We start from the raw sequence: 24,232 nt of genomic DNA on the forward strand, positions 1-24,232 counted from the left end.
CCTTGGAACGGACGTTGAATTCGCTAATGGTGGGGGTGGCGACAGCCATATTCAAGTGCCGGCGCTCAATGCGCGTCGAGCGGCAGATGAAAGTCGGGCCTCACCCGCTTCAATTCCGGACGGTCGTTGAAGAAATCGTCCGGGTAATAAGCCAGCGCCCGCGCGCCCCACTGCCGCAGCGCGCGCATGGAGGATGCCAGCTCGGCCGAGTCCACCGGCTTGCCGCTGCGCCAATCCTGGCTCTGCAGCTCGAACACCGTCTTGTCCAGCGCCCCCGGCACCGCCGCCGCCCGGTCGAAAAGCCGCCGCATCCACTCAGCCGGATCGGCCGCGCCTTCCATGTACGGCATCGCCATCACCGCCACCGCGTCGTAGCGGCGCAGCGCCTCGGGAAACGACTGGGCGAACCAGGCCTGGGACGCCGGCTGCAGCACCACCGGCGCGTACAGGTTGCGGGAAGTATAGAGCCCCGGCTGGTAGTCGCGGACAATGTCGGCCAACTGGCCGCTGAACGCGTCCAGCGCTTCGGTCTTGAAGCGGGTCCAGCGCGCCTGCAGCGCCGGATCGGCGCGCAGCGCGGCCACATCGTCCGGCAGGCCGGCCGCGCGGTAGGCGGCGCGGGCCGCGGGGCTTGCGTCCTCGTAGTCGGACAGCGTGGCGTCGTCGTGGAACAGCAGGCCGTCGAAACGCGCGCTGCGGGCCAGATCGGTGTAAATATCCGCGATAAACGCCTTCGCTTCCGGCGAGAACGGGCTGAGCCGGGGATATCCCGCCGCCGCCCGCCGCCCCGGCGCGGCCAGCGCCGCCACCCGCGGCAGCGACGCCGGCCCGGCGAAGGCCAGCAGCGGCATCCAGGCGTACACTTTGACCCGGCAGCGGGTTCTCAGCTGCCAGGCGGCCCGATTGAACAGGTCGGCGCGCACCGGCAGGCGGCGGTTGGGAAAATACAGCGCGCGGACCGCGCCGTCGCCGCCGGGATCGGCGAAAGCCTGCAGATAAACCGCGTCCGGCCCCATCTGCGCCACCCGCTCCAGCAGCTTGCCCAGATTGGCCTCCTGCGTCGCCGGATCGGGATCGTACACATAGTCGAGATCGACGTGCATGATGCGCCTCGGCCCCGGCTGGCGGCCATCCGGCCACGCCTCGCGGCGGCGGATGGCGGCGGCGAATCCGTCCACGCCCATGCCGGCGGTCACCAGCACCCGTCGCAGCGAGGACAGCGGCTGGCCGGGCGGATTGAGGCCGTCCTCCAGCGACAGCGTGAGCGGCATGCCGGCGGATGCGGCCAGGCGGTCCAGCTCGCCGCTGTGGCTGCCATAAGGCCAGATCATCACCCTGGGCGCCCGGCCCAGCTTGTCGCGCAGCAGCGCGCTGTTGCGGGCCAGATCATCCGCGGCGCGCCGCAGATAGCGTTCGCGGCTTTCGTAGCCGCCTGCCGCGGCATAGGCCGGCGAGGTATAGGCCGGCAAGGCGTTGCCCTGTGGATTGGCGACGACGCCATGGTGCATCGCATAGCTGTGGCTGGCCACCTCCACCCAGCCGCTGCGCCGCAGCGCGCGGATCTCGTCCCAGGACAGGAAGTCGCCGCGCGGCGCCTGACCATCGCCGTAGTCGATGGCCTCGTCGGCCGACGCCTCCAGCCAGCTGCCCACCAGCCCGACCAGCGCCGGCGCGCGGTAGCGCCGCAACAGCGGCAGCGCCCGGGTGTAGACGCTGCGGTGGCCGTCATCGAAAGTCAGCAGCACCGGATGCGCCGGCAGCGGCTTGCCGCCGGAACGGGCGGCCAGAATCTGGTCGACGCCGACGAAGCGGTAGCCGTTGCGGCTCAGCCAGCCCAGCTGGCCGTCCAGCTGCTCGGCGCTGACGGCGTAGTCGTCGCCGTCTCCGACCTGATGGTAGGCCAGCACCAGCAGCTTGGATGCCGCCGCCAGCGGCGCCAGCAGGCATCCCAGCAACAGCCACAGCGCGATCCGTCCCATGACATCCCCCTAGCAGGGCCTGCGCGCTTGCCGGCAGCAAACCGCCGCGGCCGGGAAAATCGTGGGCAGGCGCCCAGAACCCTCATCATAACGCGGCGGACAAACAAAAAGGCGCCGCGAAACGCGGCGCCCTCGAAGGCATGCGGAGTGGCCGATTACAACGGCCATTCCTCGCCATAGGCCTTGAAATAGATGTCCTTCAGCGAGTCCCAGTCGAAGAAGTGGTTCTGGCAACCCGGCGTGGTGACCTTGATCGCGCCGATCACATTGGCCAACCGGCCGGTGACCTTCCAGTCCACGCCGCGGCTGATGCCCCACAGCAGGCCGGCGCGGAACGCGTCGCCGCAGCCCATCGGGTCCACCGGCTTGATGGGCATCTGCACGCGCGGAATCAGGTGCACGGTGTCGTCGACGTAGATCTCGGCGCCCTTGGAGCCGCGGGTGACGATCAGCGCCTTCACCTTCTTGCGCAGGTCGTCCACGGTCAGGCCGGCGCGCTCGCGCATCAGCTCGCTCTCGTAGTCGTTGATCGCCACGTAGCTGGCCAGCTCGACGATCTCGTGGATCTCGTCGCTGGACAGCAGCGGCAGCTCCTGGCCCGGATCGAAAATGAAGGGGATGCCCGCGGCCGCCAGCTCGCGCGAGTGCTGGATGAAGGCGGTGTAGCCGCCCGGCGACAGGATGGCCAGCTCGATCGGGTCCTGGATGTCGGACACGTGGTTCTCGGTGGCGAAATCCATCGCGCCCGGATGGAAGGCCATCAGCTGGTTGCCGTCCTTGTCGGCAATGCCGAAGCATTGCGGGGTATACTGCTTGCGGATCAGGCGGATGAAGCGGTCGTCCACGCCCACCCGTTTCAGGTGCTGGCGGTAAGGCTCGAAGTCCTCGCCGACCACGCCCATCACGATGGGCTTTTCGCCCAGCAGGCACAGGCTGTAGGCGATGTTGCCGGCCATGCCGCCGAATTCGCGGCGCATCGTCGGAGCGAGGAAGGTGGTCGAGATCTTGTGCAGCTGATCCGGCAGGATCTGGCTGTCGAATCGGCCATGGAACGAGAACAGGGTATCGTATGCGAGCGCCCCGCAGACGAGGATAGACATGCCCACTCCGCTAAGTAATCAATCGAACATTTTAACATAAAGTTTATTTTTCGATCATCCCCGGATAGCCGCAAGTTGCGGAAATCCAAGACAATTCCAATGACATCACAGGAAAAGCCGATGAACACCAAACGCCTGTTCGCCTCCCTGCTGCTGGCCGCGCTGCCGCTGGCCGCCCACGCCGCGCCGACGCTGGAGCAGAGCCGCTTCGCCGACCTCAACGCCAAGCCGGTGGCGGTGTCCGCCTACAAGGGCAAGGTGACGGTGCTGAATTTCTGGGCCACCTGGTGCGGCCCGTGCCGGGAGGAGATGCCGATGCTCAACGGCCTGCGCAAGAAGCTCTCGCCCAAGGGCGTGGAAGTGGTCGGCGTGGCGCTGGACAGCAAGGAGCAGGTGGAACCCTTCGTCAAGCAGCTGAAAATCGGCTATCCGATCCTGCTGGGCAATGACGACACGCTGGACCTGATGCGCGGCCTGGGCAACAAGACCGGCGGCCTGCCTTACACGCTGGTGCTGGACCGCCAGGGCAAGGTGGCGGCGACGCTGACCGGCAAGCTGGACGAGAAGAAGCTGGAAGCGGCGGTCAAACCCTACCTGTAATCGCTTCTCCCGCGGCCCTTCCCCCTCGCGAAAAGGGAGGGGCCGGCTCTTCCCCCCTCCCTCACGCGGCTTACCCGGCGCGCCGCAAGCGGACCTTCTCCGCCAGTTCCGACATTTCCTCCGGCACTGCCCTCTCAATCAGCCAATACCGGCGGCAATCGTCGGTGCGGCCTATCCAACCGCCCTCCACCAGCTCGCGCCGGATCAGCACGTGGTCGCCGAAGGCCTCCAGCGCGCGGATGGCGGCGTTGGCCGCCGGCTCGTCCCACTCCTCGCCGCGCGGCAGGCCGGCCCACAGCGCCCACAGGCAGGCGCGCTGCTCGCTGAACTTCTTCGGCCAGCGCGCGAGCCGGCCTTCGTCGTCGAAATGACGCAGCAGGCGGCGGGCTTCATTCGACACGGTTTGCGGCTCGGCCGGCGCCGGGCGGTCGTGCTCGGCGCGCAAGTGCTGGAAATTCTGGAAGCCGGCGGCGCGCGCCAGCATGTTGAGGATCTGCAGATGGCCGGGCGCTTCGGACTGCTCCGCCCATTGCTGTTTCAAGGAGCGGGCCAGCGCGGAGATATCGCTGCTGTAAAAAGGGTAAAGCGTGCGAGACATGGTTCGAATCCTGTCTGCGTGCCAAGGTCGGGAGGGACTGCCGCGGTCGCCGTTGCGGCCTGGCACGGGGTTCGAGCCAAGCGTGGAGTGGATGATGCTGCCAAGACAGGTTTAGCGTGGCGAAATCGCCGGCGACGCCTGGGTGAACTGTTGACCCGCCGCCATGCTAACACGCTGGCATAGCCTTGCAAAGCGCGGCGGCGCGCCAGGGCAAACAAAAAGCCGACGCGTTCGCGTCGGCTTTGTCGTTGACCGCGAAATCAGGCGGTCAGGCCAGGCGGCCGTGGCACTGCTTGTACTTCTTGCCGCTGCCGCACGGGCAAGCGTCGTTGCGGTTGATGCGCAGGCCCTGCGAGGCCAGCGCTTCCGGGGACAGCGGATTGTCCTCGTCGTCGCCCAGCGCCGAACCCGGCTCGGCATGCTGCATCTCGAAGTCCGGCAGCGCATGCGGCTCCACCGCGTCCACGTCTTCCTGGCCGCGGATCTGCACCGTCATCAACACTTGCACCACGCTGCGCTTGATGCGCTCCAGCATGTCGGCGAACAGCTCGAAGGCCTCGCGCTTGTACTCCTGCTTCGGGTTCTTCTGCGCGTAGCCGCGCAGGTGGATGCCCTGGCGCAGATGGTCCATCGCCGCCAGGTGCTCGCGCCAATGGTTGTCGAGCATCTGCAGCACCAGGCTGCGCTCGAACTGGCGCATCACGCCGTCGCCTGCCTGATCCACCTTGGCCTGGTAGGCGGCGGCGGCCATGTCGACGATGCGCTGGCGGATCTGCTCGATGTCCAGATTGGGCTCGGCCTTGATCCACTCGGCTACCGGGACCTCCAGCAGGAAGTCGGACGCCAGCGTCTTCTCCAGGCCGGCCAGATCCCACTGCTCTTCCAGCGACTCCGGCGGCAGATGCAGGTCGACCAGGTCGGAGATCACGCCTTCGCGCATATTGATCACGACGTCGGACACGTCCTCTTCCACCAGGATCTCGTTGCGCTGCTGGTAGATCACCTTGCGCTGGTCGTTGGCGACGTCGTCGTACTCCAGCAACTGCTTGCGGATGTCGAAGTTGCGGCCTTCCACCTTGCGCTGCGCGTTCTCGATGGAGCGGGTCACCCACGGGTGCTCGATGGCCTCGCCTTCCGGCATTTTCAGGCGGTCCATGATCGCGGCGACGCGGTCGGAGGCGAAGATGCGCAGCAGCGGGTCTTCCAGGCACAGGTAGAAGCGGGAGGAGCCTGGGTCGCCCTGGCGGCCGGAGCGGCCGCGCAGCTGGTTGTCGATGCGGCGGGATTCGTGGCGCTCGGTGCCGACGATGTGCAGGCCGCCGGCTTCCAGCACCGCGGCGTGGCGCTGTTTCCATTCGGCGCGGATGGCTTCGATCCTGGCGTTCTTGTCGGCGTCGGACAGGCTGTCGTCGGCGCGCACCGCCTTGATTTCCGGCTCGGGGTTGCCGCCGAGCACGATGTCGGTGCCGCGGCCGGCCATGTTGGTGGCGACGGTGATCATGCCGGGACGGCCGGCCTGGACCACGATGTCGGCTTCGCGGGCGTGCTCCTTGGCGTTCAGCACATTGTGCGGCAGCTTGGCCTGGGACAGCAGATTGGCCACCAGCTCGGAGTTCTCGATGCTGGTGGTGCCGACCAGCACCGGCTGGCCGCGCTCGTGGCAGTCCTTGATGTCGGCCAGGATGGCGTCGTACTTCTCCTTGGCGGAGCGGTAGACCTTGTCCTGCGAATCCTTGCGGATCATCGGCTTGTTGGTCGGAATCACCACGGTTTCCAGGTTGTAGATGCTCTGGAACTCGTAGGCTTCGGTGTCGGCGGTGCCGGTCATGCCGGACAGCTTGCCGTACAGGCGGAAGTAGTTCTGGAAGGTGATCGACGCCAGCGTCTGGTTCTCGCGGTTGATCTCCACGCCTTCCTTGGCCTCCACGGCCTGGTGCAGGCCGTCCGACCAGCGGCGGCCGGCCATCAGGCGGCCGGTGAATTCGTCGACGATCACCACCTCGCCATCCTGCACCACGTAGTGCTGGTCCTTGTGGAACAGCGAGTAGGCGCGCAGCGCGGCCATCAGGTGGTGCATCAGCGTGATGTTGGTGGCCGAATACAGGCTGTCGCCTTCCTTCAGCAGGCCCAGGCGGGTCAGGATCTCCTCGCTGTGCTCGTGGCCGGCTTCGGACAGCAGCACCGAGTGGGCTTTCTCGTCGACCCAGTAGTCGCCCTCGCCCTCTTCGGTTTCCTGGCGCTTGAGCAGCGGCGGCACCGCGTTCATGCGCTGGTACATGTCGATGTTGTCGTCGGCCGGGCCGGAAATGATCAGCGGCGTGCGGGCCTCGTCGATCAGGATGGAGTCCACCTCGTCCACCACGGCGAAGGCCAGCTTGCGCTGCACCTTCTCGTCGACGCTGAACACCATGTTGTCGCGCAGGTAGTCGAAGCCGAACTCGTTGTTGGTGCCGTAGGTGATGTCGCAGGCATAGGCAGCCTGCTTGTCGTCATGGGCCATCTGCGACAGGTTCACGCCGACCGACAGGCCGAGGAAGTTGTACAACGGCGCCATGATGCCGGCGTCGCGGCTGGCCAGGTAGTCGTTGACGGTCACCACGTGGACGCCGTCGCCCGACAGCGCGTTCAGGTACACCGGCAGCGTGCCGACCAGGGTCTTGCCCTCGCCGGTGCGCATTTCGGCGATCTTGCCCTGATGCAGCGACATGCCGCCGATCAGCTGCACGTCGAAGTGGCGCATGCCCAGCACGCGGCGCGAGGCCTCGCGGCAGACGGCGAAAGCCTCCGGCAGCAGATCGTCCAGCTTCTCGCCCTTGCCGAGGCGGTCGCGGAATTCCTGGGTCTTGGCGGCCAGCGCCTCGTCGGACAGCGCCTGCATCGCCGGCTCCAGCGCGTTGATGCGCGCCACGGTTTGGCGATATTGCTTGAGCAGACGATCGTTGCGGCTGCCGAAAACCTTCTTGAGTAGCGAAGAAATCATGTAGTCGAATCCAGAAACCAGCGGGCCGTTGAGGAGTGTCCGCAAAAAATGCTGAAAAGTGTAGCACATTCGCAGACAAGGTTATGGGGGCATCCATGCTCCACATCAAGATCTGAGTCGAGAAATCGTTGTTGGTTTTACGCGACGCTCACTTAGAGCAAGCGCTCGATTCAATTGACCGCCCCATTCATGCAACTTAAATATTGAGCCGCGATAATCCGCAACCTTGTGCATTCCTACAACAAACGACAGTCTCTGGAGAAACGATGGATAGACGGCAATTCCTCAAGTGGGGCAGTTTCCTGACGGTATCGGTGGCGGCGGTGGGCTGCGGCGGCGGAGGCGGCGACAGCGCCGGCGCGGCAGGGCAGCGCCTGCAGGCGGCGGGACAGGGCTTCGGCCTGGGCGTGGCCTCGGGCGATCCGCGCCCGGACAGCATCATCCTGTGGACACGCGTCGACGGCGGCGACGGCGCCAATCCGCTGTCGGTCACCGTGCAGCTGTCGGACAAGGCGGACTTCTCCAGCCTGCTAGTCAACCAGGCGCTCAGCGCCGATCCGGGCTGGGACTACACCGTGCGCCACAAGGTGACCGGCCTGTCCAGCGCCACCACTTATTACTACCGCTTCCTGACCGGCAAGACCGTCAGCGCCGCAGGCCGCACCAAAACCGCGCCGGCCGCCGGCACGCCGCTGTCCCAACTCAAGTTCGCCTACATCACCTGCCAGGACTGGAGCGTCAACCACTGGGGCGCCTTCGACGAGATCGCCAAGCTGGACCTGGACTTCGTGATGCACGTCGGCGATTACATCTACGAAACCGTCGGCGCCGGCTTCCAGACCGGCAACAACGAAACCCGGCACCCGCCGCTGACGCTGCCCAACGGCACCAAGCGCGCCGACGGCGCCATCTACGCCACCACGCTGGCCGACTACCGCTACCTGTACAAGAGCTACCGCGCCGACCCGCGCATCCAGGCGGTGCACGCCAACTTCCCGGTGATCTCGATCTGGGACGACCACGAGTTCTCCGACGACTGCTGGCAGGACCGTCAGGTGTACTACCCCGGCGACGACAGCGCGCCCAGCACGCCGCGCCGCCGCAGCGCCAACCAGGCCTGGTTCGAATACACGCCGGCCGATGTCAGCATCGATCTGGCGAACCCCTCGTTCCAGAACATCCAGATCTACCGCAGCTTCGCCTTCGGCAACCTGGCCACGCTGGTGATGACCGACCAGCGCCTGTACCGCTCCGACCACATCATCCCGGAAACCGCCGCGCCGAACACCGGCCTGGCCAACCTGGGCAGCCGCTACTTCGTGCCCAAAACCACGCTGGCCCAGGCCGAGGCCGCCAAGATGGCGTCCACCGGCGGCAATCTGCTCAACGTGTCCATCCTCGGCGCCGTCCAGCGCGCCTGGTGGCAGCAGCAGATGCAAAGCGCCGCCACCACCTGGAAGCTGTGGGGCAACGAGGTGTCCCTGCTCAGGATGGGCGTGGACGGCACCATGGCGGTGGCCAGCCTGCTGGAGCAGGGCTTGTCGTCCGCGCTGGCGCAGGGCTTCGGCCTCAACCTCGGCGCCGCCCAGCAGCAACAGCTGACCGGCGCGCTGTACCAGGACCTGCTGGCCGCCGACACCAGTGGCGCGACCCCGGTGCTGAGCTATGCCAACACCCAGCCGCTGCTGGCCGGCTTCAGCGGCGGCGCGATCAGCGCCGGCGTGTTCGCCGCCGCGGTGAAGCCTTCGCTTGACGGCAACCTGCCGCCGAGCATGCTGCTCGCCCAGTACATCCTCAACGCCGACCAGTGGGACGGCTACAACGCCGAGCGCAAGACGCTGATGGCCTTCCTGAAAAGCAACAACATCGGCAACGTGGTGGGCATCACCGGCGACATCCACGCCTTCTTCGCCGGCCCCGTGATGGACGACTTCGACGCCGCCAGCCCGACGCCGGTGATGGTGGATCTGGTGACCGCCGGCATCTCCAGCAACTCCTTCTTCAGCTATTTCAAGAACGTGGTGGACACCGTGCCGGCCTTCGCCAAGGCCGCGCCGCTGATCTACCAGACGGTGAACGGCCAGACGGTCAACACCTTCAACAGCACGCTGAAAACCTTCAACCCGTGGCTGAAGTACGCCGACACTGACGCCCAAGGCTACGCGGTGGTGACGCTGACGCCGGGCAAGCTCAGCTGCACCTTCCACAAGATGGCCAAGCTGGCGAACGGCGTCGCGCCGTCGCCGGCCACCGCCAGCACCCAGACGGTGGAAGTGCTGGCCGGCGCGCCGGCCGTCAACGTGCTGTAGCGCGGCTAACCAACGCCCTGATGCCGCGTGGCGCCGACCTGCCGTACCGCTTGCACTGTCGGCGTCGGCGCGCCTTGCCTCAGCCCTAAAACTGCGTGTTGTTAGCCACGCTGAACGCCGTTCGCCCTCCCGCTTGGCCGCGCCTGCGCGGCCAAGCGTTTCAATCAGTACATTTCGTCACAAAATCCCTACAAAGCCCTGCGGTTTTTAACAATCGTTTTATGGCTTCTCTGGTAGCATCCATGCCCTGAAAGCGGGGGCGGATCGCCGCCTCCGGCATCGCTTGCAAGCTCTCCAGCGCGGCTTTGGACATGGCGGACGCATCGATCGGCTCGGCAGCGCATGCCGGATGCCGCGGACATCGGCCGCCGCCCGCTCCAGAGTTGTCATAATAGAAGCGGGCCGCTTGCCGGCCGCCGCGATAAACATAGAAAACGGAGAGGCCTGATGACCACCGCCGTCCGCCACTTCATGCCCGCCACCGCCCGGCGGCTGATCCCCAACCGCTGGGACCTGATCGCGTTTCCGCTGATCCTGGGCTTCTTGCTGATGGCCACCACCGGCATCCGCGAAACCTGGGCGCCGATCACCGCGCTGCAGACCGCGCCGATCTCGCTGGAGCCTGGCAACCTGCCCGAATACGCGCTGCGCACCACGCTGCGCATGCTGGCGGCGATGGCCGCCTCGCTGGCCTTCACCCTGGTCTACGGCACGCTGGCGGCCAAAAGCCGCCGCGCCGGCCTCTTGCTGGTGCCGATACTGGACATCCTGCAGTCGGTGCCGGTGCTGGGCTACATCTCGTTCACCGTCACCTTCTTCCTGGCCTTGTTCCCCGGCCGGGTGCTGGGCGCCGAGTTCGCCGCCATCTTCGCCATCTTCACCAGCCAGGCGTGGAACATGACCTTCAGCTTCTACCAGTCGCTGCGCACCGTGCCGCGCGACCTGCAGGAGGTGTCGGTCAACCTGAGGCTGACCGCCTGGCAGAAGTTCTGGAAGCTGGAAGTGCCGTACGCGATGCCAGGCATGATCTGGAACATGATGATGAGCATGTCCGGCGGCTGGTTTTTCGTGGTGGCCTCGGAGGCCATCACCGTCGGCGACAAGACCGTGATGCTGCCCGGCGTCGGCTCCTACCTGGCGCTGGCGATCCAGCACAAGGACCTGGCCGCCGTCGGCTGGGTGATCCTGACCATGTCGGTGGTGATCCTGATATACGACCAGTTCCTGTTCCGCCCGCTGGTGGCCTGGGCCGACAAGTTCCGGCTGGAGGACACCGCCAGCCAGAACGCGCCGGAATCCTGGGTGCTGAACCTGATCCAGCGCACCCGCTTCATCCAGCAGCTGCTCAAGCCCTTCGGCAAGCTGCTGAAGACCGCGGCGCGGCTCAGGCTCAACATCAGCCTGCCCAAGGGCCTGCACTCCGAAGCCCACACCCCGGTGTCGCGCGGCATCGACGTGCTGTGGTGGGCGCTGGTGGGACTGATCGCCGTCGCCGCCGCCAGCAAGCTGGTTCACTTCATCGCCACCGAAGTGGGCGCCTGGGAAGTGCTGAAGGTGTTCGGCCTGGGCCTGGTCACGCTGGTGCGTGTCAGCCTGCTGATCGCCATCGCCTCGCTGATCTGGGTGCCGCTGGGCGTGCTGATCGGCCTGCGTCCGGCGCTGGCCGAGAAGGTCCAGCCGCTGGCGCAGTTTCTGGCCGCTTTCCCGGCCAACCTGTTGTTCCCTGTGTTCGTGATCGTCATCGCCCACTACAAGCTGAACCCTGACATCTGGCTGTCGCCGCTGATCGTGCTGGGCACCCAGTGGTACATCCTGTTCAACGTCATCGCCGGCGCCACCGCCTTCCCCAACGATTTCAAGGAAGCCGCCGCCAACTTCCGCATTCGCGGCTGGCAATGGTGGCGCAAGGTGATGCTGCCGGGCATCTTCCCCTACTACGTCACCGGCGCGATCACCGCCTCCGGCGGCGCGTGGAACGCCAGCATCGTGTCCGAATTCGTCTCCTGGGGCGACGACAAGCTGGCCGCCCACGGCCTGGGCGCCTACATCGCCCAGACCACCGCCGCCGGCGACTATCCCAAGATCCTGCTCGGCATCGCCGTGATGTCGCTGTTCGTCGTCCTGTTCAACCGGCTGCTGTGGCGCCCGATGTACGCCATCGCCGAAAACAAGCTCCGTCTCAACTAAGGGGATACGCATGACTACCGAAAACAAGACCCCGGGACAAGAAATCTTCAAGCTGAAGAACGTCTGCCGCGGCTTCTCCAAGGGCAGCGACGAAATCCAGGTGCTCGACGACGTCAACCTGACGCTGCGCGAAGGCGAGATCGTCGGCCTCTTGGGCCGCTCCGGCTCAGGCAAGTCCACGCTCTTGCGCATCATCGCCGGCCTGATCCAGCAAAGCAGCGGCGAGGTCAACTACCAGGGCAAGCCGCTGAAGGGCCCGGCCGAAGGCGTGGCCATGGTGTTCCAGACTTTCGCGCTGTTCCCGTGGCTGACCGTGCTGCAAAACGTGGAAGCCGGCCTGGAGGCGCTGGGCGTGGAGGCCAAGGAGCGCCGACGCCGCGCGCTGGCCGCCATCGACCTGATCGGCCTGGACGGCTTCGAAAACGCCTACCCGCGCGAGCTGTCCGGCGGCATGCGCCAGCGCGTCGGCTTCGCCCGCGGCCTGGTGGTCAACCCGACGCTGCTGCTGATGGACGAGCCGTTCTCGGCGCTGGACGTGCTGACCGCCGAGACGCTGCGCACCGACATGCTGGACCTGTGGAGCGAGGGCCAGCTGCCGATCAAGTCGGTGCTGATCGTCACCCACAACATCGAGGAGGCGGTGTTCATGTGCGACCGCATCCTGGTGCTGTCGTCCAACCCCGGCCGCGTGGTGGCCGAAATCAAGGTGCCGTTCCCGCACCGCCGCAACCGGCTGGACCCGGCCTTCCGCAAGATGGTGGACGACATCTACGCGCTGATGACCGCGCGCCGCAGCGCCCACACCCTGCACAAGCTGCCGCTCGAAATCGGCAGCCACCTGACCGAGGTGTCCACCAACCTGATGGCCGGCCTGATCGAGGAAGTGGCGCAGGAGCCTTACTTCGGCAAGGCCGACATGCCGGAAATCGCCGAGAAGCTGTTGCTGGAGGTGGACGACCTGTTCCCGGTGGCCGAAGTGCTGGAGCACCTGGGCTTCGTCGAGCTGAAGGACGGCGACATGCTGCTGACCGCCGCCGGCAAGCTGTTCGCCGACTACGGCACCCAGCAGCGCAAGGTGATGTTCGCCGAGCACCTGCTGCGCCACGTGCCGATGGCCGCCCACATCCGCAAGGTGCTGCAGGAGCGCCCCGGCCAGCGCGCGCCCCGGCTGCGCTTCGCCCAGGAGCTGGAAGACTCGCTGTCCGACCAGGCCGCCGAGGAAACGCTGGACACCGTGATCAGCTGGGGCCGCTACGCCGAGATCTTTTCCTACAACGACCACACCGAAACCTTCAGCCTGGAAGACGTCGAGGGCGGCCAGTAAGCTGCCTCAGGCCACGCAGCGGGCGCCGGAACGGCGCCCGTTTTGTTTCGCCGGCCGGACGCCGGCGCGATGCTACAATACGGCATCGACCGCTTACCCTCATCCCATGTCCGGACGCCCGCTCAAAGACATCGCCCGCCAGGACCAGACGCTGGCCCTGCTCACCGCCGCCGCCCGCGAATTGATGGCGCTCGACCGCGCCTTCAAGAAGCTGATCCCGCCGGCCATGGCCGAAGCCTGCCGCGCGGTGCGCATCCGCGACGACGAGCTGGTGATCCACGCCGACAACGGCATCGTCGCCGCCCGGCTGCGGATGACCGCGCCCGGCCTGCTGCCGCAGCTGGCGCAGCAGGGCTATCCCGCGTCCAAGGTCAAGGTCAAGGTGGCGCTGCAGATCGTCCGTCCCAAAAAGCCGAAGTCGCTGGCGATCAGCGAAACCGCGCTGGACGGCATGGAGCAGGCCGCGTCCAGCATAGACAATCCCATGGTGCGGGCGGCGGTGGCGCGGCTGATCGCCCGCCAGCGGCGCGGCTGAGCCGACGCCGGACATGCCGGATGCCTGAACGCCTTCAGATCGGCATCAAAGCGGAGTAAAGTGGCGGTTTCCCGTTGAATGCCCGTCCCACAGGATGACCGCCATGTCCGAACACGATACGCCCGAAACCGTTCCCGAAACCGCGCCGCAGGACCCGTCGCGCCGCCGCCTGTTCGAAGGCCTGGCCGCCATCGGCGCCGCCACCGTGCTGCCCGCCGTCGCCAGCGAAGCCGCCGACGCCGCGCCGGCCGCCCGCGGCTCGCTGGACGACAAGCTGCGCCATCATGTGAAGAACGTGGTCGTCATCTACCTGGAAAACCGCAGCTTCAACAATCTGTACGGCAACTTCCCCGGCGTGCGCTACCCGCTGTCCAAGGCCCCGGCCGAAGCCTGTATCCAGCTGGACCGCGACGGCGCCAGGCTGAAGAGCCTGCCCAAGATCTGGGGCGGCATGGTGCAGCGCGGCCAGACCGTCGGCGGCAAGTACTACCTGATCGAGGAAGACAAGATCCAGAACCTGCCCAACGGCCCGTTCCCGCTGAAGGACACCGACGGAGAGCCGCTGCCCGAGGGCGTGATCACCCGCGACCTGTGGCATTTGTTCTACCAGAACCAGATGCAGATCAACGGCGGCCGGAACGACCAGTTCGTCGCCTGGGCCGATTCCGGCGCGCTGGTGATGGGCTATTACAACGAGACCGCGAAGAACCTCAACCAATGGAAGATCGCCCAGCAATACACGCTGTGCGACAACTTCTTCATGGCGGCCTTCGGCGGCTCCTACCTCAACCACCAGTTCCTGATTTCCGCCCGCACGCCGGAATACTTCAACGCCAAGGACACCGCCGCGGCCAAGAAGATCGCGGTGCTGGAGGATGGCCCCAAGGGCTACCGGCTGAAGGTGAAGACGCCGACTTCGGCGATGGACGGCCCGCCGCAGTTCGTCAACAACGGCGCCATCACGCCGGACGGCTACGCGGTCAACACCATGGCCCCGCCGTTCCAGCCCAGCTACGTCAAGCCGGCCGAAGGCGGCGACAAGCGCTACGCCGATCCCGCCGACGCCAACACCCTGCCGCCGCAGACCTACGACACCATCGGCGACCTGCTGTCGCGCAAGGGCGTCAGCTGGGCGTGGTACGGCGGCAGCTGGCAGGCGGCGCTGGACGGCAAGGGCGGTCCGGACACGCCCAACTTCCAGTACCACCACCAGCCGTTCAACTACTTCAAGAACTTCGCGCCCGGTACCCAGGCGCGCGCCGAGCACCTGCGCGACGGCGGCCTGGGCGACAGCCCGATCAGCAACCGCTTCATCGCCGACGCGGTCGCCGGCAAGCTGCCGGCGGTGTCGTTCTACAAGCCGCAGGGCAACCTGAACATGCACGCCGGCTACTCCGACGTGGAGAGCGGCGACCGCCACGTCGCCAACGTGCTGCAGCACCTGATGAGCGGCCCGCAGTGGAAGAACATGGTGGTGGTCATCACCCACGACGAGAATGGCGGCTGGTGGGACCACGTGGCGCCGCCCAAGGGCGACCGCTGGGGTCCGGGCAGCCGCATCCCCGCCATCGTGGTGTCGCCGTTCGCCAAGAAGGGCCATGTCGACCACACCTTCTACGACACCACCTCCATCATCCGCTTCATCAGCCGCCTGCACGGCCTGCCGGAGCTGGAGGGCGTCAAGGTTCGCAACAAGGCCTTCCGCGAACGCGGCGCCCAACCGCCGGGCGACCTGACCGGCGCGCTGCAGTTCTAGGGCGGAACCGGCCCGCCTCCGCGGGCCGGGCGCTTTTTCCGCTATCATGCCGCCTACCGCCCCTCAACAAGACAGTGGAACCATGATCCGATCCGCCCTGCGCCTGTCCGCCCTGCTTCTGCTCGGCCTCCTGTCCTTCCGCGCCTTCGCCTGCGCCGAAGAGGCGATGTACAGCCACCATTACGACCAGTGCATGGATCAGGCCGGCGGTGTCACCGCCGGCATGCTCGATTGCCTCTCGGCAGAACACGCGCGCCAGGACAAGCAGCTGAACGACACATACCGCAAGCTGATGGCCGCGCTGCCCGCCAAACGCCAGCAAAGGCTGCAAGTCGCCCAGCGGCTGTGGCTGAAATACCGCGCCGCCAACTGCAGCGCCTACGTCGACCCCGACGGCGGCAGCGCCGAATCGCTGGTGGCCGCCGACTGCGAGCTGGCGTCCACCGCCGCCCGCGCCGCCGAGCTGAGCAGGCTGCAGCCAAGCCCGCGCTGACGCCCGGACAAGCGGACTGATGCCGCGCGGCTCGGGCTGTGCGATGATGCCGACATCATCGCCGCCATCCGGAGCCGCCATGTCCCTGATCCGCCGCTGCCTGCTGCCGCTGTTGCTGTCGATCCCGCTGCTCTCCCACGCCGCCGAGCCACGCGCCTCCCCATCCGCCGCCGACCAGGCCCGCACCCTGACGCTGGACAATCGCCCCATCTTCCTGTTTCTCGCCGCCCAAGGCAGCCTGACGCCCGAGCAACGGCTGCAGCGCACGCTGGAGCGGCTGAACGCGCTGCAGCCGGAAGACCTGCGCCAGCCGGTGGAGGCCGCGCCCTACGCAGACGGCCGGCTGCGCGGCCTGGCGCTGAGTGTGCGCGGCAAGCCGCTGTTCACCATCCTGGAGGGCGACCTCGATCCCGGCGACCAGCTGACGCTGGAACAGGCCGGCGCCCTGGTGCGCGACCGGCTGAACGCCTTGCGGCAGGCGGTGTTGGAGCAACGCTCGCCGCAGCGCATCGTCCAAGCCTCGCTGCTGGCGCTGCTGGCCACCGCGCTGTTCGCCGCCGCGCTGTACCTGATCGTCCGCGCCCGCGCCGCCTCGCGCCGGCGGCTGGCCCAGTCGCCGGCGGGACCGTTGCCGCTGCTGGCCGGCCGCCTGCACCTGCGCCGCTTCCTGCTGGCCGCGGAGCGGCAACTGGTGGACATCACCGCCCTGCTGTGCGCGCTGTTCGCCGGCTACGCCTGGCTGGGCTACACGCTGGCGCAATTCCCCTACACCCGCCCGCTGGGACGCAAGCTGGCCAACGCCTTCTATCAGTTGCTGGCCACCATCGCCGACGATTTCCTGTCGGCGCTGCCCGGCCTCGCGATCGTCGCGGTGATCTTCCTGCTGACCCGGCTGATCGGCCGCGGCCTCGGCCTGCTGTTCGGTACCGTGGAGCGCGGACAGCTGGAGCTGCCGGGCCTGCACGCGGAAACCGTCGGCGCCACGCGCCGGCTGGCGTCGGCGGTGCTGTGGCTGTTCGCGCTGATCGTCGCCTACCCCTACCTGCCCGGCGCCAACAGCGACGCCTTCAAGGGCGTCAGCGTGTTCTTCGGCCTGATGGTGACGTTGGGCTCGGCCGGCCTGATGACCCACGCGATGAGCGGCCTGGTGCTGATCTACTCCCGGGCGCTGCGGCCCGGCGACTATGTGAAGATAGGCGAGGCGGAAGGCACGGTCAGCGAACTGTCGGCGCTGTCCACCAAGCTCCTCACCGGCCAGGGTTTCGAGATCACCATTCCCAACGCGGTGGCGGTGGGCGGACTGGTCAGCAACTACAGCCGCCACGACGGCGCGGGCGGCGCGATGATCGCCACCCGCGTCACCATAGGCTACGACACGCCGTGGCGGCAGGTGGAAGCGCTGCTGGAGCTGGCCGCGCGCCGCACGCCCGGCATCGATCCGGCTTTGCCGCCGCAAGTGCGCAAGCTGGCCCTGCAGGACTTCTATATCGAATACGAACTGCAGGCGAGACTGGCGCGCGGCAGCCAGGCGCCCGTCGCGCGCGACGCGCTGCACGGCGCGATCCTGGACGCCTTCAACGAATTCGGCGTGCAGATCATGTCCCCGCACTTCGTCGAACAGCCGGCCGGCCCGGTCGTGGTGCCGGCCGAACGCTGGCGCGACCCGCCTGCCCGACAATAACCAATCTACATGCCGACTGTCTCTGTTCGCAGTCGCCGCTTTGGTTTAAGCTGCAAACAATCCGAAAACGACAGCACCGGGGCTCTCCGTCATGAACGTCAAAGAATACATGCAGCAGTTGGGCCAGGCCGCGCGCAAGGCGTCGCGCCTGCTGGCCCGCGCCGACACCAATCAGAAGAACGCCGCGCTTCACGCCATCGCCGACGCCATCGTCCGCGAGCAGGAGGCGCTGCTGGCCGCCAACCGCCAGGACCTGGACGCCGCGCGCCAGGCCGGCCTGGACGACGCGATGCTGGACCGGCTGACCCTGTCCGCCAAGGGCGTGCTGGCGATGGCCGACGGCCTGCGCCAGATCGCCGCGCTGCCGGACCCGGTGGGTGAAATCGACGACATGTGCTACCGCCCGTCCGGCATCCAGCTGGGCAAGATGCGCGTGCCGCTGGGCGTGGTGGGCATCATCTACGAGGCCCGCCCCAACGTCACCGCCGACGCCGCCGGCCTGTGCCTGAAGTCCGGCAACGCCACCATCCTGCGCGGCGGCTCCGAAGCCTTCCACAGCAACCAGGCCATCGCCGCCTGCGTGCACGAGGGCCTGGCCGCCGCCGGCCTGCCGGCCGAGGCGGTGCAGGTGCTGGCCACCACCGACCGCGCCGCGGTGGGCGAGCTGATCGCGATGCCCGAATACGTCGACGTGATCGTGCCGCGCGGCGGCAAGGGCCTGATCGCGCGCATCAGCGCCGAGGCGCGGGTGCCGGTGATCAAGCATCTGGACGGCAACTGCCACGTCTACATCGACGACACCGCCAACCCGGACAAGGCGTTCAACATCGCCCTCAACGCCAAGACCCACCGCTACGGCACCTGCAACACCATGGAAACGCTGCTGGTGCACACGGCCTTCGCCGAATTCATGCTGCCGCGCCTGGCCGAGGCCTATTGGGAAAAAGGCGTGGAGCTGCGCGGCTGCGAACGCGTCCGCGCCATCCTGGGCGAGCCGGTCAAGGCAGCCACCGACGAGGACTGGGCCACCGAATACCTGGCGCCGGTGCTGGCGGTGAAGGTGGTGAAGGACATCGACGAGGCGATCGAGCACATCAACCGCTGGGGCAGCCACCACACCGACGCCATCGTCACCGAGGACTACGGCCGCTCGCGCCGCTTCCTGCGCGAGGTGGACTCCGCCAGCGTGATGGTCAACGCCTCCACCCGCTTCGCCGACGGCTTCGAATACGGCCTGGGCGCGGAAATCGGCATCTCCACCGACAAGATCCACGCCCGCGGCCCGGTCGGCCTCAACGGCCTGACCAGCCAGAAGTGGATCGTGCTGGGGGATGGCCAAGTGCGCTCATGATCCAATTGGCAAATGACTTTTGCGCAGGAATTCCAATAACATCAAAATGGATTAAACTCACCGATTCTTTCTTGATGAGTACCGTTTCTGCATGAATGCCGCCAGGTACGCCGAGCACCTTGCCATCTTTGTCGAAGTCGCGCGCGGGGGGTCGTTTTCAGCGGTCGCCCGCCGCCACGGCGCGACGCCATCAACCATTACCCGAAAAATCGACATGCTGGAGGAGTTCGTCGGCACCAATCTGCTGGTTCGCTCCACCAGAGCGCTGCTGCTGACCGAAGCGGGAGAAACACTGTTTGCCCGCGGAGTCAGCGTACTGGAAGCCTTGACCGACATCCATAACGAGGTCATCGCCCTGAGCGACAGCATGTACGGCACGCTGCGCATCAGTTGTCTGCCGACTTTCGGCAAACTGCATGTCCTGCCTTGGCTGGCCGACTTGCAACAACGCCATCCCAGCATGCGCATTGATCTCGACCTCACCGAACGTCTAACCAATCCATCGGTGGAGCGGCTGGATGCCGCCATTCGCATCGGCAAGCTCAAGGACAGTTCGCTGTTCGCCAAGCAGATCGGCACGCAACGCTGGGTGATCTGCGCCAGCCCCGACTACCTGCGCCAACGCGGCCATCCTTCCGATCTCGAAGACCTGCGCCGGCTCCGGCTCATCGACAAGTTGCACGATCCTCATTCCATGTGCTGGAGACGACTGGTGGAAAAAGGCCATATAGACCAGATTGAGGCCGCTTTCCGTTGCGACGACTTCGAAGCCATGCGCCAAGCCGCGCTGTGCGGACTCGGCGCGGCTTTCCTGCCGGACTGGGTGATAGCCCAAGACCTGGCCGCAGGCGCGCTGATTCGATTGTTCGATGATCCGGAAGGAAGGGAAGATGGCATTCACCTGGTGCGGGCCCTGCCCAAGATGTCGGCCAAGCTGGAGGTTTTCCACCAGGCCCTGAGCAACCATCTCGGGCAAGTCCGCATCGGCGGATGCCTGCCCGCCTCCCGTTAAATCCGCTCAATCACCATAGCGATGCCCTGGCCTACGCCCACGCACATGGAACACAGCGCGTAGCGTCCCCCCGTCCGCGCCAGGTGGTACACCGCGGTGGAGACCAGCCGCGCGCCGCTGGCGCCAAGCGGATGGCCCAACGCGATGGCCCCGCCATTGGGGTTGACTCGGCTATCGTCGTCCGACAGACGCAACTCCCGCAGCACCGCCAGCGCCTGGGCAGCGAACGCTTCATTCAATTCTATGTGGTCGATCTGCTCCAGCCTCAACCCCGCCAGCGCCAAGGCCTTGTTGATCGCCGGCACCGGCCCCATTCCCATCACTCGGGGCGCTACTCCCGCTGCCGCTGCCGCCAAGATGCGGGCGCGCGGTACCAGTCCATGGCGGCGAATCCCCTCCTCGCCCGCCAACAGCAATGCGCAAGCGCCGTCATTGATGCCTGAAGCGTTTCCGGCAGTCACCGTGCCATCCGGAGTGACAACGCCTTTGAGCCGCGCCAGTTCCTCCAGCGAGGTTTGCCTCGGATGCTCGTCCTGGGCAAATATCTTGTCCTCGCCCTTCCGCTGCGGAATACGCACCTCCATCAGCTCATCGGCAAAAAAACCCCGCTCATAGGCCGCTGCGGTCCGTTGCTGGCTCAACAAGGCGAACGCATCTTGGTCGGACCGTGACACGCCGAACTCCTTCGCCACGTTTTCCGCGGTTTCCGGCATGGTATCCACGCCATACAGGGTCTTCATTCTCGGATTGACGAAACGCCAACCCATGGTGGTGTCCTCCATCTTCAGAGAGCGCGAGAACACGCTGTCCGCTTTGCCCACCACGTAAGGTGCCCTGCTCATGCTTTCCACCCCGCCGGCGACAAGCAGCTCCGCTTCGCCGCTTTTCAACGCCCGCGCCGACATCGCCAGCGCATCCAGGCTGGAACCGCACAAGCGGTTGACCGTAGTGCCCGGCACGGCTGCCGGCAACCCCGCCAGCAGCGCCGCCATGCGCGCCACGTTCCGATTGTCCTCTCCGGCCTGGTTGGCGCATCCATAGATCACATCGTCGATCGAAGCCGCGCCCAATTGCGGGTTCCTCGCCAGCAAGGCCTGGATGGGCAGCGCCGCCAGCTCGTCGCCGCGAATGGAAGACAGAGAACCGCCGTAACGACCAAAGGGGGTACGCACGGCATCGCAGATATAAGCATTTTTCATGAAACTCTCCAGATCAGGCGCAGCGCCACGATGGCATTCGCATTTAAAACAATCACGACGGTCGACGCAGCCAAGCCCAACGCCGCGATGCCGCTCCATCCGTACTCTCCGGCCAGCGCGGCCCCGGCTCGGGTGCCGAGGGCGCCGCCCAGGAAATAGCACGCCATGAACACCGTGTTCAGACGGCTGCGCGCGCTGTCGGACAAGGACAAGGCGCGCAATTGATTGCCCACCAAGCCGGCGCGGCCGCCCAAGTCCAGAATGACGATTCCCAACAACAGCGCCGGCAACAGGGATGCGCTGCTGCCAATCAGGGCAAAGGCGCAGGCGGCGGCTATCGCGCCCAGCAACACAACCGCTCGCGCGCCCAGGCGGTCCGCCAGCCGGCCAATGAACGGGGACGCGAAAATGCCGGCGATGCCGACCAAGCCGAACAAACCGACGGCATCGCTATGAAAGCGATAGGGCGGGCGGGACAGCAGATAAGCCAACGCGCCCCATAACGCGCTGAAGGCGCCAAACATCAAAGCGCCGCACAGACAGGCAAGCCGCAGTTCCCGCTCCGTCGCCAACAGCTGTCCCAGGGAGCGCAGCAATTGGCCATAGGATGAACGCGCCAATCCGCCGCTCGCCGGCAAAGTCGCCGCCACCACCGCGATCAAACCGATATCGATGCCTGCGGCAAGGGCATACATCGTTCGCCAGCCGGCATAGCCGCCCACCAAGCCGGATAGCGTTCTGGCCAGCAAAATACCGGCCAGCAAGCCGCTCATCACCGTGCCGACCGCGCGGCCTCGCTGCTCGGGAGACATCATCAAAGATACGGCCGGTATGATGATTTGCGCGCCGACTGACGTCATGCCGATGACGACATGAGCGGCGATCAGCATGGGCAAACTGGAGGAGGACGCCGCCCAGATTGAACCGGCCGCATTGACGCACAGCAGCGAAATCATCAATTTGCGACGGCTAACCCAGTCCCCCAGGGGCACAAACAACACCAGTCCCACCGCATAGGCCAACTGCACGGTCATCGCGATGGAGCTGGCTTGGCCGACATCGGCCCCGAACGTCTGCGCGAACAACACCAGCAAGGGCTGGTTGTAATAGATGTTGGCGACAGAGAACGCGCAGATTCCGGCGAATAGAAACAATGTCCGCGAACGCATGAACACTCCGGTTAATTTGACATGGTGAAACCGGGCATGCTCGCATGCCCGTGCCGATTAATCCGGCAATCAAGTCATTGCGATTTCGGCCCACTTCTGGAGCGGGACCGAATCCGATGCCTGGGACGGCAAGGGCAAGAACGCTTGCAACTGCAAATAGCACAGATATCGGTCCAGCAGCTCGAACTTCAGTTTCGGAGGATAAACATCGTGGGACTGGGCCGCCTCCTCGATCTTCTCCGTGCGGAATTTCTGGATTTCTCGTCCAAAGCGCAGGATCTTTTCATGCGCGCCCTCAGTGCCATACAAGGGGAAGAAACGATACAGCGCGTTGTTTTCTCCATCCGCCAACAGTTTCTTCTGCCATTCGTAGAATTCAAGCGTCTGAATCCGGTAACCACGGTTATTCAACCACGCGACGATCTCCTGCCAGGAAATCAATTCCGTGTAATTGAACAGGTTAACGACATGGCCGCCCTCGGTCATATAGCGGGGCAAATTCATAATCTGGGCGGTAAAGTCAACCGGTGTGAAATTGATCAGTCGCTTCAGTTCCGGCGCATAGCCCAGCTGAACACAACTCTTGATGAACAGCATGAACTGGTTGTCGCTGAACAGTGCCGCTCCGGTCTGGCTGTGGCCGGAAATATAACCTAGGCGGAATATATTCCCCTTTCCTCCAGAGCGGTGGAAATCACCGACAAGCTTTTCGGCCTCCCACTTGGATAACAGATAGCCCATATCGGAGTTGAGGCGCTCCTCTTCCGGAAAGTCTTCGACATACTTTCCATCCGCGTCAACTCGGACAGCCGATCCCAGCGTCGAAACAAAATTCACCACCTTGCTTCGGCCCGTCCGCGCCATTTCCAGCAGGTCGGCGACACTATCCACATTCGCGCCCTTCAAAACATCATACGGACGGATGTGATTGACGCGAGCGGCGATGTGATGAATCACATCCACGTTTTCGCATAACTCTTGATAATCTTCGACGGACAAGCCCAGATTTTTCTGCGTGATGTCCCCATCGATCATTTTGATTTTGTCTATCTCCGCCAAGTCAGCATTGGCATAGATGGAAAATTTCTTAAAGGCATCCAGTATGCGCTGCCTGGGCTTGGACCAGTCAATTTTTCGGCACGCCACATAGACAGTTCCGACATCGCTAGAACTAACCAGTTCATTCAACAAATGGGCACCAATGAATCCGGTCGAACCTGTCAGCAATACATTTTTCTTTTCGCTCATGACCACACCATCATTCATACATGTTGGAAACTGAATTGTATTAACGGTGATTTACATTTAGAAGCCAGTCTAAATCCGAAACAGTTTTGCCAATTTCGCAAAGATATCCCGCATCGATTGATGCAATCCCACGCGGCTCCACACGCATCGTCTTTCGGGTCATAATCATGGTTTGTACTTACTAAAACATCGCCATGAAGCTCCTGACCCAATCGGATCTCGCAGATCTGTCCGCCCAGGCCGCCTGTGCGCCGCGCCTGCGCGCCCACCACAACATCCACGCCGAACTGGGTGACGCCATTCAGCGCCTGGCCATCGCGATGGAGCCGGATACCTACGTCCGCCCGCACCGTCATCCCGGCAGTCCCGAGCTGTTGATCATGCTGTCCGGCGCGCTGGACTGGATCGAGTTCGACGCCGCCGGCGAAACCGTCGTCGCCCGCCACCGGCTGAGCGAAGACGGCGCGCGCGTGTTCGAGATGCCGGCCGGCACCTGGCACTCGGTGGTGTCGCTGGAACCGGGCAGCGTGGTATTCGAGATCAAGCGCGGCCCCTACCTGCCGCTGCCGGCCGCCGATCAGGCCGCCTGGGCGCCGGCCGAAGGCGACGCCCGCGTCGCCGACATGCTGGCCTTCCTGCGCCGCTGCCAGCCCGGCGACCGCTTCGCGTAACATCGCTTAACATCTTGCCGCCGCGGCCGCCGGAACCCGC

At 65.5% G+C, this 24,232-nt stretch carries 19 protein-coding genes; 11 read left to right on the forward strand and 8 right to left on the reverse strand.

What is annotated here, in order from left to right; translation table 11 throughout:
• Positions 1–65: 65 nt before the first annotated feature.
• Both pgaB and CV_RS21240 read right to left on the reverse strand, forming a co-directional pair.
• Entirely contained in the window at positions 66–1,979 is a 1,914-nt protein-coding gene (gene pgaB, locus CV_RS21235) for a poly-beta-1,6-N-acetyl-D-glucosamine N-deacetylase PgaB (protein ID WP_011137823.1), read from the reverse strand.
• A gap of 155 nt (positions 1,980–2,134) precedes the next feature.
• Positions 2,135–3,079 (reverse strand): carbohydrate kinase family protein, encoded by a 945-nt coding sequence (locus tag CV_RS21240; protein ID WP_011137824.1) that lies wholly within the window; start codon positions 3,077–3,079, stop codon positions 2,135–2,137.
• A 120-nt stretch (positions 3,080–3,199) separates the two neighbouring features.
• Here CV_RS21240 and CV_RS21245 point away from each other — a divergent pair, with 120 nt between their 5' ends.
• Entirely contained in the window at positions 3,200–3,679 is a 480-nt protein-coding gene (locus tag CV_RS21245) for a TlpA family protein disulfide reductase (RefSeq protein WP_043596886.1), read from the forward strand.
• 70 nt (positions 3,680–3,749) lie between these two features.
• Here CV_RS21245 and CV_RS21250 read toward each other — a convergent pair whose 3' ends face one another.
• Both CV_RS21250 and secA read right to left on the reverse strand, forming a co-directional pair.
• Positions 3,750–4,277: a DUF2087 domain-containing protein gene (locus tag CV_RS21250; protein ID WP_011137826.1), complete on the reverse strand. Its 528-nt coding sequence runs from the start codon at positions 4,275–4,277 to the stop codon at positions 3,750–3,752.
• A gap of 268 nt (positions 4,278–4,545) precedes the next feature.
• Positions 4,546–7,257 carry a preprotein translocase subunit SecA gene (gene secA, locus CV_RS21255; protein ID WP_011137827.1) on the reverse strand — a complete coding sequence of 904 codons (2,712 nt, stop codon included), beginning with the start codon at positions 7,255–7,257 and terminating at the stop codon, positions 4,546–4,548.
• A 266-nt stretch (positions 7,258–7,523) separates the two neighbouring features.
• Here secA and CV_RS21260 point away from each other — a divergent pair, with 266 nt between their 5' ends.
• Positions 7,524–9,566, forward strand: coding sequence for an alkaline phosphatase D family protein (locus CV_RS21260; protein ID WP_043596888.1), 2,043 nt, complete (start codon positions 7,524–7,526; stop codon positions 9,564–9,566).
• A gap of 160 nt (positions 9,567–9,726) precedes the next feature.
• Here the strand turns inward: CV_RS21260 and CV_RS23880 are convergent, their stop codons facing one another.
• Positions 9,727–9,879, reverse strand: a complete 153-nt coding sequence (locus tag CV_RS23880) for a hypothetical protein (RefSeq protein ID WP_155295477.1) — start codon at positions 9,877–9,879, stop codon at positions 9,727–9,729.
• A 134-nt stretch (positions 9,880–10,013) separates the two neighbouring features.
• On the opposite strand from CV_RS23880, the gene CV_RS21265 reads away from it, so the two are divergent.
• The 8 genes from CV_RS21265 (at position 10,014) to CV_RS21300 (ending at position 19,905) form a co-directional block, all read left to right on the forward strand.
• Positions 10,014–11,753 (forward strand): ABC transporter permease, encoded by a 1,740-nt coding sequence (locus tag CV_RS21265; protein WP_043596890.1) that lies wholly within the window; start codon positions 10,014–10,016, stop codon positions 11,751–11,753.
• Between the two features lie 10 nt (positions 11,754–11,763).
• Entirely contained in the window at positions 11,764–13,077 is a 1,314-nt protein-coding gene (locus tag CV_RS21270; RefSeq protein ID WP_011137830.1) for an ABC transporter ATP-binding protein, read from the forward strand.
• Positions 13,078–13,183: 106 nt separating this feature from the next.
• Complete coding sequence (locus CV_RS21275; RefSeq protein WP_043596893.1) at positions 13,184–13,612, forward strand: DUF721 domain-containing protein; 429 nt, start codon at positions 13,184–13,186, stop codon at positions 13,610–13,612.
• Between the two features lie 103 nt (positions 13,613–13,715).
• Positions 13,716–15,368 (forward strand): acid phosphatase, encoded by a 1,653-nt coding sequence (locus tag CV_RS21280; protein WP_011137832.1) that lies wholly within the window; start codon positions 13,716–13,718, stop codon positions 15,366–15,368.
• A gap of 82 nt (positions 15,369–15,450) precedes the next feature.
• A complete protein-coding gene (locus CV_RS21285) occupies positions 15,451–15,861 on the forward strand; it encodes a lysozyme inhibitor LprI family protein (RefSeq protein ID WP_011137833.1) in 411 nt (136 codons plus the stop codon).
• A 79-nt stretch (positions 15,862–15,940) separates the two neighbouring features.
• Positions 15,941–17,542 carry a mechanosensitive ion channel family protein gene (locus tag CV_RS21290; RefSeq protein ID WP_043596895.1) on the forward strand — a complete coding sequence of 534 codons (1,602 nt, stop codon included), beginning with the start codon at positions 15,941–15,943 and terminating at the stop codon, positions 17,540–17,542.
• 91 nt (positions 17,543–17,633) lie between these two features.
• Positions 17,634–18,893 (forward strand): glutamate-5-semialdehyde dehydrogenase, encoded by a 1,260-nt coding sequence (locus tag CV_RS21295; RefSeq protein ID WP_011137835.1) that lies wholly within the window; start codon positions 17,634–17,636, stop codon positions 18,891–18,893.
• A 91-nt stretch (positions 18,894–18,984) separates the two neighbouring features.
• Entirely contained in the window at positions 18,985–19,905 is a 921-nt protein-coding gene (locus CV_RS21300; RefSeq protein WP_011137836.1) for a LysR family transcriptional regulator, read from the forward strand.
• On the opposite strand, the gene pcaF is transcribed toward CV_RS21300, so the two are convergent.
• The 3 genes from pcaF to CV_RS21315 all read right to left on the reverse strand — a co-directional run bounded on the left by pcaF (position 19,902) and on the right by CV_RS21315 (position 23,521).
• Positions 19,902–21,104: a 3-oxoadipyl-CoA thiolase gene (pcaF, locus tag CV_RS21305; protein ID WP_011137837.1), complete on the reverse strand. Its 1,203-nt coding sequence runs from the start codon at positions 21,102–21,104 to the stop codon at positions 19,902–19,904. The genes CV_RS21300 and pcaF overlap by 4 nt on opposite strands.
• Positions 21,101–22,273, reverse strand: coding sequence for an MFS transporter (locus CV_RS21310; RefSeq protein WP_011137838.1), 1,173 nt, complete (start codon positions 22,271–22,273; stop codon positions 21,101–21,103). The genes pcaF and CV_RS21310 overlap by 4 nt, the downstream gene beginning before the upstream one ends.
• 69 nt (positions 22,274–22,342) lie before the next feature.
• A complete protein-coding gene (locus tag CV_RS21315) occupies positions 22,343–23,521 on the reverse strand; it encodes a thioester reductase domain-containing protein (RefSeq protein ID WP_052278889.1) in 1,179 nt (392 codons plus the stop codon).
• A 194-nt stretch (positions 23,522–23,715) separates the two neighbouring features.
• Between CV_RS21315 and CV_RS21320 the strand changes: the two genes are divergently transcribed.
• Positions 23,716–24,192 (forward strand): WbuC family cupin fold metalloprotein, encoded by a 477-nt coding sequence (locus tag CV_RS21320; RefSeq protein WP_011137840.1) that lies wholly within the window; start codon positions 23,716–23,718, stop codon positions 24,190–24,192.
• Positions 24,193–24,232: the final 40 nt, after the last annotated feature.

Source organism: Chromobacterium violaceum ATCC 12472 (assembly GCF_000007705.1).
GTDB classification, from domain to species: Bacteria; Pseudomonadota; Gammaproteobacteria; order Burkholderiales; family Chromobacteriaceae; genus Chromobacterium; species Chromobacterium violaceum.

Bases quoted from the DNA above. Each gene is read 5' to 3' on its own strand.
- CV_RS21275 (WP_043596893.1), top strand. From the start codon at position 13,184: ATGTCCGGACGCCCGCTCAAAGACATCGCCCGCCAGGACCAGACGCTG.
- CV_RS21320 (WP_011137840.1), top strand. From the start codon at position 23,716: ATGAAGCTCCTGACCCAATCGGATCTCGCAGATCTGTCCGCCCAGGCC.
- CV_RS21280 (WP_011137832.1), top strand. From the start codon at position 13,716: ATGTCCGAACACGATACGCCCGAAACCGTTCCCGAAACCGCGCCGCAG.
- CV_RS21270 (WP_011137830.1), top strand. From the start codon at position 11,764: ATGACTACCGAAAACAAGACCCCGGGACAAGAAATCTTCAAGCTGAAG.
- CV_RS21260 (WP_043596888.1), top strand. From the start codon at position 7,524: ATGGATAGACGGCAATTCCTCAAGTGGGGCAGTTTCCTGACGGTATCG.
- CV_RS21315 (WP_052278889.1), bottom strand. From the start codon at position 23,521: ATGAGCGAAAAGAAAAATGTATTGCTGACAGGTTCGACCGGATTCATT.
- CV_RS21300 (WP_011137836.1), top strand. From the start codon at position 18,985: ATGAATGCCGCCAGGTACGCCGAGCACCTTGCCATCTTTGTCGAAGTC.
- CV_RS21265 (WP_043596890.1), top strand. From the start codon at position 10,014: ATGACCACCGCCGTCCGCCACTTCATGCCCGCCACCGCCCGGCGGCTG.
- CV_RS21310 (WP_011137838.1), bottom strand. From the start codon at position 22,273: ATGCGTTCGCGGACATTGTTTCTATTCGCCGGAATCTGCGCGTTCTCT.
- CV_RS21245 (WP_043596886.1), top strand. From the start codon at position 3,200: ATGAACACCAAACGCCTGTTCGCCTCCCTGCTGCTGGCCGCGCTGCCG.
- CV_RS21295 (WP_011137835.1), top strand. From the start codon at position 17,634: ATGAACGTCAAAGAATACATGCAGCAGTTGGGCCAGGCCGCGCGCAAG.
- CV_RS23880 (WP_155295477.1), bottom strand. From the start codon at position 9,879: ATGTCCAAAGCCGCGCTGGAGAGCTTGCAAGCGATGCCGGAGGCGGCG.
- secA (WP_011137827.1), bottom strand. From the start codon at position 7,257: ATGATTTCTTCGCTACTCAAGAAGGTTTTCGGCAGCCGCAACGATCGT.
- CV_RS21250 (WP_011137826.1), bottom strand. From the start codon at position 4,277: ATGTCTCGCACGCTTTACCCTTTTTACAGCAGCGATATCTCCGCGCTG.
- pcaF (WP_011137837.1), bottom strand. From the start codon at position 21,104: ATGAAAAATGCTTATATCTGCGATGCCGTGCGTACCCCCTTTGGTCGT.
- CV_RS21285 (WP_011137833.1), top strand. From the start codon at position 15,451: ATGATCCGATCCGCCCTGCGCCTGTCCGCCCTGCTTCTGCTCGGCCTC.
- CV_RS21290 (WP_043596895.1), top strand. From the start codon at position 15,941: ATGTCCCTGATCCGCCGCTGCCTGCTGCCGCTGTTGCTGTCGATCCCG.
- pgaB (WP_011137823.1), bottom strand. From the start codon at position 1,979: ATGGGACGGATCGCGCTGTGGCTGTTGCTGGGATGCCTGCTGGCGCCG.
- CV_RS21240 (WP_011137824.1), bottom strand. From the start codon at position 3,079: ATGTCTATCCTCGTCTGCGGGGCGCTCGCATACGATACCCTGTTCTCG.